Annotated in this window: 6 protein-coding genes; 1 reads left to right on the forward strand and 5 read right to left on the reverse strand. The window is 52.7% G+C overall.

Annotated elements, in window-relative coordinates; genetic code table 11:
- Positions 1–263 precede the first annotated feature (263 nt).
- Entirely contained in the window at positions 264–467 is a 204-nt protein-coding gene (locus tag ACTQ34_RS16665; RefSeq protein WP_441364751.1) for a helix-turn-helix domain-containing protein, read from the reverse strand.
- 91 nt (positions 468–558) lie between these two features.
- Between ACTQ34_RS16665 and ACTQ34_RS16670 the strand changes: the two genes are divergently transcribed.
- The gene (locus tag ACTQ34_RS16670) at positions 559–726 is read left to right on the forward strand and encodes a hypothetical protein (protein WP_441364752.1); all 168 of its coding nucleotides are present in this window, start codon (positions 559–561) and stop codon (positions 724–726) included.
- A 496-nt stretch (positions 727–1,222) separates the two neighbouring features.
- Here ACTQ34_RS16670 and ACTQ34_RS16675 read toward each other — a convergent pair whose 3' ends face one another.
- The 4 genes from ACTQ34_RS16675 to ACTQ34_RS16690 all read right to left on the reverse strand — a co-directional run.
- Positions 1,223–3,691: an S-layer homology domain-containing protein gene (locus ACTQ34_RS16675; protein WP_441364753.1), complete on the reverse strand. Its 2,469-nt coding sequence runs from the start codon at positions 3,689–3,691 to the stop codon at positions 1,223–1,225.
- Positions 3,692–3,732: 41 nt separating this feature from the next.
- Positions 3,733–5,559 (reverse strand): PHB depolymerase family esterase, encoded by a 1,827-nt coding sequence (locus tag ACTQ34_RS16680; protein WP_441364754.1) that lies wholly within the window; start codon positions 5,557–5,559, stop codon positions 3,733–3,735.
- Positions 5,560–5,576: 17 nt separating this feature from the next.
- Complete coding sequence (locus ACTQ34_RS16685; RefSeq protein WP_441364755.1) at positions 5,577–6,953, reverse strand: MFS transporter; 1,377 nt, start codon at positions 6,951–6,953, stop codon at positions 5,577–5,579.
- 241 nt (positions 6,954–7,194) lie between these two features.
- A partial coding sequence (locus ACTQ34_RS16690) for a GH39 family glycosyl hydrolase (protein ID WP_441364756.1) occupies positions 7,195–9,251 on the reverse strand: 2,057 nt, incomplete at its 5' end.

Raw genomic sequence — 9,251 nt, forward strand, 5'->3', positions numbered from 1 at the left:
TCCTTAAATTCTTTGCTGTAACGTTTCATTGCGATCCCCTCCGTCTCTGTTCGTTCAGTTTAACAGATTTTTGGGGAATTTGCGACTGCACTTACAGGGTACTACTCCAAGAAAATAAAGACAGGCATCACACTATTCCTGCTCCATGCGAAATGGAAGGAACTGGCGGGTCATACTGCCACCGAAAGCACAAGTTTAGATGTGTCGGTTACAGGCGAAATAACAAAGCGGTACGGAATGCTCCGTACCGCTTTGTCATGTATTTACTTTCGTTTGTTGCTGCGTCCGACCAAATAATCGAGCGATACCTGATAATAGTCGGCCAATTTGACTGCCAGATCGAGCGGCAATACACGTTCCCCGCGCTCGTACTTGGAATAAAGGGATTGATCACACAAAATAATTTCTGAGATTTGCTTTTGCGTCAGATCAGCATCTTCGCGCAAGTCCCGGATTCTGAGATTCATAACCATCACCAAGGTAACTATAACAAAGGACAAATCGTCCTATTGACATTTTGGACAATATGTCCTATTCTGCTGTTATAGAGGTGATTTTATGCCGGATTATAAAAAGATGTATTTCACGCTGTTTCGTGCGACCGAACAGGCAATCAACACGTTGATCGAAGCACAGCGAGAGTGCGAGGAAATGTATATCAGTGAGCCGGAGATCGAACTGCGGGTGATTCCGCTGCTGGATCGCACGGAGGACGAAAAAGAGTAAACATACCTATATTCATGCTTGACTTTGATGCGCTATAACAGGAAACCCCCGAAGGGATGCCTCCGCATCCCTTGGGGGGTTCCTTATGCCAAAGTCATAAATATATGATTGCAGTGGCAGCATTTCTGGTGAACGGTACGGAAACTGCAGTAGATGCGTTTAATGCTGCAGAAGCAAAAACATTTATAGTTATAACAAGCGAAATCCTAAAGATTTTAGTGCGTAGGCGATATGTATAACTGCTATTCTACCACCTGATTACTACTTTTGAATGAGCCTTGAGATGATTGAACTCATCAAAAGCTTTGAAAAGGAATGTTGCAAAATTGCCCGCTGAGAAGAAGTGCGAAAAAATGGCACCCCAAAAAGCAAAAACGCTTTTAAGGGTGTCATTTTTTGAGATTATTTAGTGTAAATCGCTATTGCACTTTCATTTTGCAACAGTCTCTTGGTTTAAAATGTATTAAAGAAGCAATTTACATATTTTGCTGAGGTTTCAGATCAGAGCATTGAAATTCACCAACAGCTGCGCTACCTCGGCACGGGTTGCAATACCCTGCGGCTCGAGCGTAGTCGTGGTGCGGCCGTTCATAACCTGTGCGCCGACCGCCCACTGCATTGCCTGTGCCGCATATTTGGAAACCGAAGCAGCATCTGTGAACGAATCGAGTGACACCGAAGCGGTGGTATCCATGCCCTGATACTTGGCGTAATTGTAAAGCAAGGTCACAATCTGCTCACGAGTAACAGCAGCGTCGGGTTCAAAGGTCGTTGCGGATGCACCCGATGCAATGCCGTTCTCCACAGCCCAGGTGACTGCATTTGCGTAATAGGCGCTTTCCGGTACATCCGCAAAGCCGCTGTCGCACGAGCTAGCCTGCGCGTTTATGTCCATGCGGTAAAGTACTGCCATGAACATGGCACGGGTCATGGTTTCATCGGGCGAGAAGGCACCAGCGTCTGTGCCCGTAAACAGACCAAGGTCATCAACTGTGGTCGTGATCGCATCGGAAGCCCAGTGGTCATCCACGTCGGTAAAGGTTTCGGAAAGCGAACCGTCGTTTTTCTCAACTTCCTGTCCGTTGTAGTATAGCGTGCCGTCCTCGCCGCGGCTGTACTGGGAGAAGAATTCTTCCCAAACCATGAAGGCGATGTCCTCCATGTAGGAGTGGCAGTTGTTCGATATCTGTGTGAAGCGCACCAGCGGTGCGTTGTTCTCTCCGCTGTAAGTCGTGGTGCTGTAGGTGTGCGGCGAACGCGTTGCACGGATCTCTGTGGTCTTGACGCCTACATTGCCAGTTCCGTTCATCGCCTTCCAATAGGCAACCGTTTTGCCGTTCCTGTTATCTGCGGAATAGTTGTCAGCTTCGCCCAGATCAAATTCGCCGGTCATGCACCAGACAGGCAGCAGGTACTCGTTTTCTGCGCAGCCGCTGAAATCTACCGTGCCGCTGTCTGCCGCGTAGCCCGGATAGCTGCCCCAGTTAAGGCCGATCGGTGCGACTGCGGTGAAATACTCAGGCGCATCCTGTGCCAGTTTCCAAGTCATGCCCGAACCATTCGAATGGCCAGTCGCATAAACGCGGCTTGCATCGATTGAATAGTCATCTTTGGTCGTATCAACAAGGTATTTGATAAAAGCGACGTCATCCGGTGAGCTGTCCGACGAGTTGAGATAGACGGGGGAGGCGTTGTTCCAGATCGGCACCGGGATGCAGCTTTCTTCGCTGTATGCACCATCACCGACGTAAGCCTGCGCGAAGACAACGATAAAGCCGTATTTATCTGCGACGTTCTGCCAGCGGGAGTCGCCAGTGAACGCAGAGATCGCGCTCGAATAGCCGTGCATTGCGACAACAAGCGGGACATCGTGAGTGCCGTCATAGGATTCCGGCACATAGGTGTACCATCTGCGGGTATGACCGTCCACTTTTTCCTCCGAGAGGAAGAAGCCGTGCGTGCCGTCGTTTGTGTGTTGTATCGTCCACTCCAGATAACCGCCCGGATCGCCGACAAAACGTTGTACCGGCTGCAGGAACTCATGATAGATTACAGCAGGCGCAACAGCACTTTCGTCTGCGGCACTTGAATACCAGACCTGCTCAGGCCGTTCGCTGCCATCCTCTTTCAGATTGGTGACAACCGTTGCATAGTCATTGGCGGTTTCCGTGCTTGCAGAGGACAGGTCATTGGTATCCAGCCAATAGTCCACCGTATCTTTCAGCGAGTTTTCGCCGATTTCGATCTGCCAGGTGCGGACCGGGATTTCACGGTTGGGTAAATTGTTCTCCTCGCGGCCTGCCGTGGTAGATTCCGCAAACGGATAGCTGATCGAATTGCCCAGCGTGTTGGCAACATCCGTGGAAACCGCCTCGCCGCCCACCGAAACGACGCCGGCAAACAGCGCCGGCCACAGCATCGCCATCTGATTGGCAGCCGTGCCGCCTTCACCGTAACCGACCATGTAAAGCGCACGCTCGTTCAGGTCGAATACCGAGGGGTTCGCGTCCGCCTTCGAGGTCAGCTTGCCGTAAATGCCATACAGATACGCCTCGTCATCGCGCTGCGTAGACTGCTGATCCAAGTTCCAGCTACCACCCTGCGGCTCGACCACCACCAGCGCAATTCCGTTTGCATCCGCGATTTCCTGCCATGCAGTGCCCAGCGCGCTGTCCAGCCAGTCCGCTGCGGTTACCTCGTCCGGTGTCAGCAGGATCACGCCGGGGGAGCAGTATTCAAAGTTTGCTGGCACATAAACGCTGTAATTGCCCGTAAAACCATTCACCTGCTGGTTGTCCCAGCGGCCGGTGAACATCGATGTATAGATGTTGCCTGTTGTTTCCTGCTGGACAATCATCTGGTTGTATGCCGTATCTGCCTGTGCCGCCCCTGCTGTCACCAGCATGGAGGACAGTATGCCTGCTGTCAGGCCGACCGCAACCATCTTTTTCATCTTGTGATTCATGCCTTTCCTCCTTTTTGCATTAACCGGGTATTTTGTTGGTTTTAAGTCTTTCTCGCATATACTTCGCTTGCGAGTTTGTGATATTGTATCTGCTCTCCCTCGCGGCAGAAGTGCGAGAAAAACTCTTCCCAGATGCGTAAGCTCATCTCCGGCATGGTGGCGTGCGGCATATAATCGACCGAGGTGAACCGCACCATCGGAACGCCATCCTTATCGAAGAAACGGTCGTGCCAGCGGCCATTTGTGATTGGTGTACAGTCCGCCCAATCCGGCGGGATCTGGTCAATCATGTGGTTGTTACGCAGCCACATGGCAATATTGAAGCCAGTCACATTATCGTTTTTTGGCACAGCGTCGATCAGGAATTCCTCGCGCTCGCCGCAGAACATCCATACCGGCATTTCCACGTCCGAGCGGTTTTTCATGCAGTCCTGTGCGAGCATTTTCTTTTCTGCGCCGCCAAAGAATACACCCGAGCACGGCGCAATTGCTGCAAACCGTTCCGGCATAGCCAGTCCGAGCATCTGGGTCATCAGTGAGCCCCAGGAGTGGCCGGTCGCAAACACCCGCGCCGGATCGACCGGATAGTCTGCGCACATCCGGTCGAGCAGCGTGGTGAAAAAGTGCAGCTCGTCCGGGCGGTCATCCTCTTCAAACACATTCCATGCCGGAAGTGGAGCATTGTTCGGATCAATACAGTTGTTCTCCATGTCGATCTTAGCGTACAGTGCGGTCGGATGCACGACGATTAGCCCGTACTGATCCGCAACCTGATACCAGCCGCTGTTGCCAGCATAAATTTCGCCGTTGCAGGTGTAGCCGTGCATGGCCAGCACGAGCGGCACACGCTTTTCCGGATGGCGGTGCACGCTTTCCGGCACATAGACATACCACTCGCGCATCCAGCCGTCGATTTCTTCATAATGGTACTCCATGCCGAGGTCGCGCACTGGGTCGCGTGTCACACGCAGGTCGCCGCCCGGTCCGCTCATCCAGCGGCGCTGGCGGTACAGGAAGTCCTTCCAGATCCGCCGGAGCAGGAGGTGTGCGTCGTTTGCCGACGCGCCCGGGATAACGCTGTGGCATACGCGGCAGGCATTTTTATCCTGATTGGCGGCATAGGGTAGTTCTGCAGTGCGATAATATTCATCCTGATCCGGATTGATCTTGCGCGGCACAGGCTCGACACGGGTCACCATTTTCCAGTGTTCCAGCGCTGTATCCTTGCGGGCCTCCGCCTTTGGATCGTCGATGATCCAGGCAGGCATTGGGATATCGCCTTTGCGGATGCCGTGGGAATGCGCCTCATCCACATAACCATCCAAGTTAGTGCAGAAGTCCGCACGCGCCGCCGCAAGATAGTCCGGCAGGACGGCTGAGCCGCCAATTGTTGCGATACCTGCATAAATCGCCGGGTTCCAGGCAGCGGCCATATTAGCGATTACGCCACCTTCACGGCAGCCGGTTAGGTACAGCTTAGCTTCATGCACACAGAACAGGAACCGCTGAGCTGCAACCGCTGCCGCTGCATCGACATATGCTATGTCACCGCCCGCAATGCCATAGGGTTCCTCCGTATGCCACATGCCCTGTTCAGGTTCGAGGAAAAACACAATCAGCTTTTCTTTGCTTTCCTCCTGATCGGCAATCTCCCGCCAGCCGCTTTCGCATAGCAGGTCATCCGCCGTGCGTCCGTTTGCACCAAGCACCAGCACACCGGCCGTCGATTCGCGCACATCTGCGGGCACATAGACCAGCATCCGCCGCTGCTTTCCGCCTATCGGTACGGGAAGTTCAAACGTTCCATAAAATGCTGGGCGGTAGGGTGCATGCGGATCGCACGCGCCACGCTCAAAATTCTGATACATTTTCTATCGACTCCTTGTTATACCTGCCCGCGGGCTGCAAGGTCGGATACAATGCTGTCATACTGCTTATCCAAACGATAGAACAGCATGCATAGGACAACTGCGCCCCAAGCAATGACCGTGCCCCAGATGTAGATATTCTGCACCATGCTGACCGCCGAGGGGATCTCAACTGCAAGGCCGGTAAAGCCGGACCAATCCATCAGCTGACCAATTGCCCAGCCAGCTACGCCGCCGCCAAACTTCTGGCCGACGGTAAACGCCGAGAACAGCAACGCATGCACACGGATGCCGGTTTTCCAGTGGCCGAACTCGATGGTGTCCGCGATCATGGTGAAAATACAACCGTAAAACGGTGCTTCACCCAGACCACGCAGGGCAGCAGAAATCAGGATCAGTGTGTAATTGGCCGGTGCAACCAGCAGGATCAGCTGCGCAATGACACACAGCGCCGCGCCTACCAGCACTAGATTGCGTTTGCCGAACCGTTCGATAAACGGAGCAAGCACGATAACGCCGATGATCCACGGGATTTTTTCCACGGTTTGCATCACGCCCATCAGTTCCTCGTTGCCGAGAAGGTACTGCGCATAGTAGGTCGAGCAGGTGCCGTTGACGTTTTGATAGAGCGAAACCGCGATCATGGACAGAATGAGCATGATGAAATACTTATTGCGCAGCGCTGCACCCAGGCGGGTGAGGAAAGGCAGGCCCTCTGCCTCTTTGGCGGCGTCACTGTGAAAGCGCTCCTTGCAGCCGAAGAAGGTCCACATCAGCATACCGAAAGCGATGATCGAGTAGATGACAGTTACAATAATCCAAGCCCTTTGGTCGCCGCCGAGCATGTTGATGAAAGGCAGCGTGCATGCGGTGACGATCAGGTTGCCGATTGGCGACATGGACATGCGGAACAGGTTGAGCTTGGCCAGATCATCCTCGTCGTTGGTCATCATAGGCGCCATTGATGCATATGGCAGATTCAGTGCTGTGTAAACAACGGTTGTGCAAAGGTTGTAGGTGATAAAGATGTAAATTGCCTGTACCCATGTTGTTGCATTGGCTGGTACGGCAAACAACGCAACTGCGGTTACGCCATATGGGATGGACATCCAGAGGATCCATGCACGTGCCTTGCCGTGCTTGGAATTGACTTTATCCATGATCTGCGCAATCGCCAGATCGGAAATTCCGTCAAAAATGCGGGAAAGCAGCAGGATTGTACCGACAAGGCCGGCCGAAATACCAATTACATTGGTGTAAAAATACACGACAAGGCCGGATGTGAGCGCAAATACCACGTTGCACGCAACGTCACCCATGCCATAAGCCACTTTTTCCGCAATCGAGGTTTTGAATCCCTTTTTCGTGGGAGCGGTCTGTGTAGTAGACGCCATACTTTGATACCCCATTTCTTCTGTGTTTTGAATGAAAAGATGGAACAGGATCTGCTCAGATACTTTTTCCTTGTGTTATCATTGTAACAGCATCTGTGCATAGCGGGTATCGCTCTGCTTGCGTATTCTTTCCGAAACAAAGACCTCTTTTTGTGCGTTGCTGTGCAGCAGTCGCCAAAAAGAGGTCATTTTACCGATATAAAAACTTCATATAATTTTTATGGATTCTGTCAGATTGCCGTCACATATCCAATCCATGCAGTGTGATCAGCATGGTGTCAAGCGGCTGCACCAATGCTTCCAAGCGCAACCCGTTTTCCGCGTGCAGTTCTTCTACCCGATAGGCGGGCTGCGAAGTCTCGTCCAGATACCGCAGTTCCTCCGGGCGCAGATATCGCGGCGCACCAATCTCAAGCCATTTGTCGAATGAAGAGCCGCTTTGGCGGTTAATGACGCGCCGCTCCACGCGGTAAACACCGTCCGCAAGGCCGGAGAGCAGAAACTGATAACGGATGATCTCGCCCGGTTCAAACACTGAATATGCATCCTGCGGCCGTTCCAACCGCTGGTAACGGTAGCGGTACAGCTTGCCGTAATGGCAATAGTTATAGACCAGCAGCTGGTATCCGCCGGCACTGCGCGTCAACATCCATCCTGGGCCGGATTCGATACGCTCTTCTCCGAGCATACTGACAAAGCGCATGGCCTGATAGCCTGCTTTCGGAATACCGTTGTATGTAAACAGGCCATATCCGCCATGGAACACACTTTCTAATGTTGCGCGCTCTTCCATCAGGTCGGTCAGCAGCCAGTATCCGAATACCGCCTTTCCCATGGTGTCACAAAAATTTTTGGCCATCCAAACGGATTTATAGCAGGTCTCGCTGGACAGGTCACGCTGCCACAGCGTCGATGTGCATTCGGCTACAAACATTTCCCGATCCGCCAACCCATATTGCTTTGCAATCGATATTAATTGCTCTATAGAATGCAGCATAAATGATGGATCATCCGACAGCACCGTGGGGGCGGACTGCTGGCTGATGGTAAACTCCATGAACAGGGGATCGGTAACATGCAAATGCGGATAGCTTTGGAAAAACAGGAAATCCGGTGGGCAATGTTCTTCTGCTGCAAGTTGCAAAAAAGCGGAAAGCCCGTCCGGCTGCTGCACCTGTTCGGCAAAGCACCCCGGACCGCCGAAAAGGAAACGCGCATCCATTGCCTTGACCGTTCTCCATGCGGTGCAGTATAGCGCGCTGAACTCCTCTGCGGTCAGGCAGCCCAGATGAACGTAGTTTTGGTTGATGATTGAAAAGCGCCAGCCGAGCAGTTCCTCTCTGCCGTAGCGTCCCAGTAGGAATTGCATAATCGCCTGAATGAGCAGCTCCCACTTGCCCAGATCTTTGCATCCGGATATAATAGAGGGTCGGTCAAAAATCTGTGTCTGTGCACGTGCCAGTTGGCGCGGCATAAAGCTGAATTCGATAAAGGGTTTGAGACTCAGGGACAGCACAAAATCAAACAGCAGGCTGACATAGTTGAAGTCAAATTGTGGGTTTCCCTGCGCGTCCTCGCGGTAAATGCGCATATCCTCATCCAGCAATCCATGAAAACGCACAAACTCGAAACCGATCTCGTGCTGAGCGCGGCGGATCTGTTCCTGCACTGGCGCCATCAGAACATCACGTGCATATCCGATATTCAACATGCGGCGTGCAGTGCATTTTTCTCCCGGCCGCGCAGCGTTCAGCGATACCTGCTGAATGCGGCTCGGCAGCTCTGCCGGCTGGGTTTCCCGCAAGTAAGAAAGCAATATGGAAATATCCCCGCGTACATCCTGTTCCGGCAGACCGGTTTCCTGCTGGCTTTGGAGCGCCGCCTGTTCCTGACGGAAATGTCCCGGTGTCTGTCCATACTGCTGCTTGAAAGCTTCGATAAACACACTGGGGGTGTGGAATCCACAATCGTATGCAATGTGTGTAACCGACCGGTTGGATTGCACCAGCATCTGCGCTGCATGCCGCAGGCGCAGCTCGATTAGATACTGGGAAAAGGAGATGTGCAGATTTTTCTGAAAAAAACGGGACAGGTAGCTCGGTGACAGGTATTCTTCTGCCGCCAAATCAGACAGCGTCAGATCGGTGTTCCATTCCGCATGGATGCGGTTCAGCAGCCGCTTTAGGCGTGGAAATGTCAAGAAATGTGCAGTCTGGAAACACCCAAAATCTGAAAAGCATGGTAATACAGCGCAGTTTTCCGAAGTGGAGCGTAGCGGAACGCAGGAAAACTGCGGCA

It is taken from the genome of Agathobaculum sp. LCP25S3_E8 (genome assembly GCF_052117165.1).
In the GTDB taxonomy this organism is placed as follows: Bacteria; Bacillota; Clostridia; order Oscillospirales; family Butyricicoccaceae; genus Agathobaculum.

What these genes read in the sequence shown, in the direction of transcription:
- ACTQ34_RS16685 (WP_441364755.1), bottom strand. Translation starts at nt 6,953, where the DNA reads ATGGCGTCTACTACACAGACCGCTCCCACGAAAAAGGGATTCAAAACC.
- ACTQ34_RS16675 (WP_441364753.1), bottom strand. Translation starts at nt 3,691, where the DNA reads ATGAATCACAAGATGAAAAAGATGGTTGCGGTCGGCCTGACAGCAGGC.
- ACTQ34_RS16670 (WP_441364752.1), top strand. Translation starts at nt 559, where the DNA reads ATGCCGGATTATAAAAAGATGTATTTCACGCTGTTTCGTGCGACCGAA.
- ACTQ34_RS16680 (WP_441364754.1), bottom strand. Translation starts at nt 5,559, where the DNA reads ATGTATCAGAATTTTGAGCGTGGCGCGTGCGATCCGCATGCACCCTAC.
- ACTQ34_RS16665 (WP_441364751.1), bottom strand. Translation starts at nt 467, where the DNA reads ATGAATCTCAGAATCCGGGACTTGCGCGAAGATGCTGATCTGACGCAA.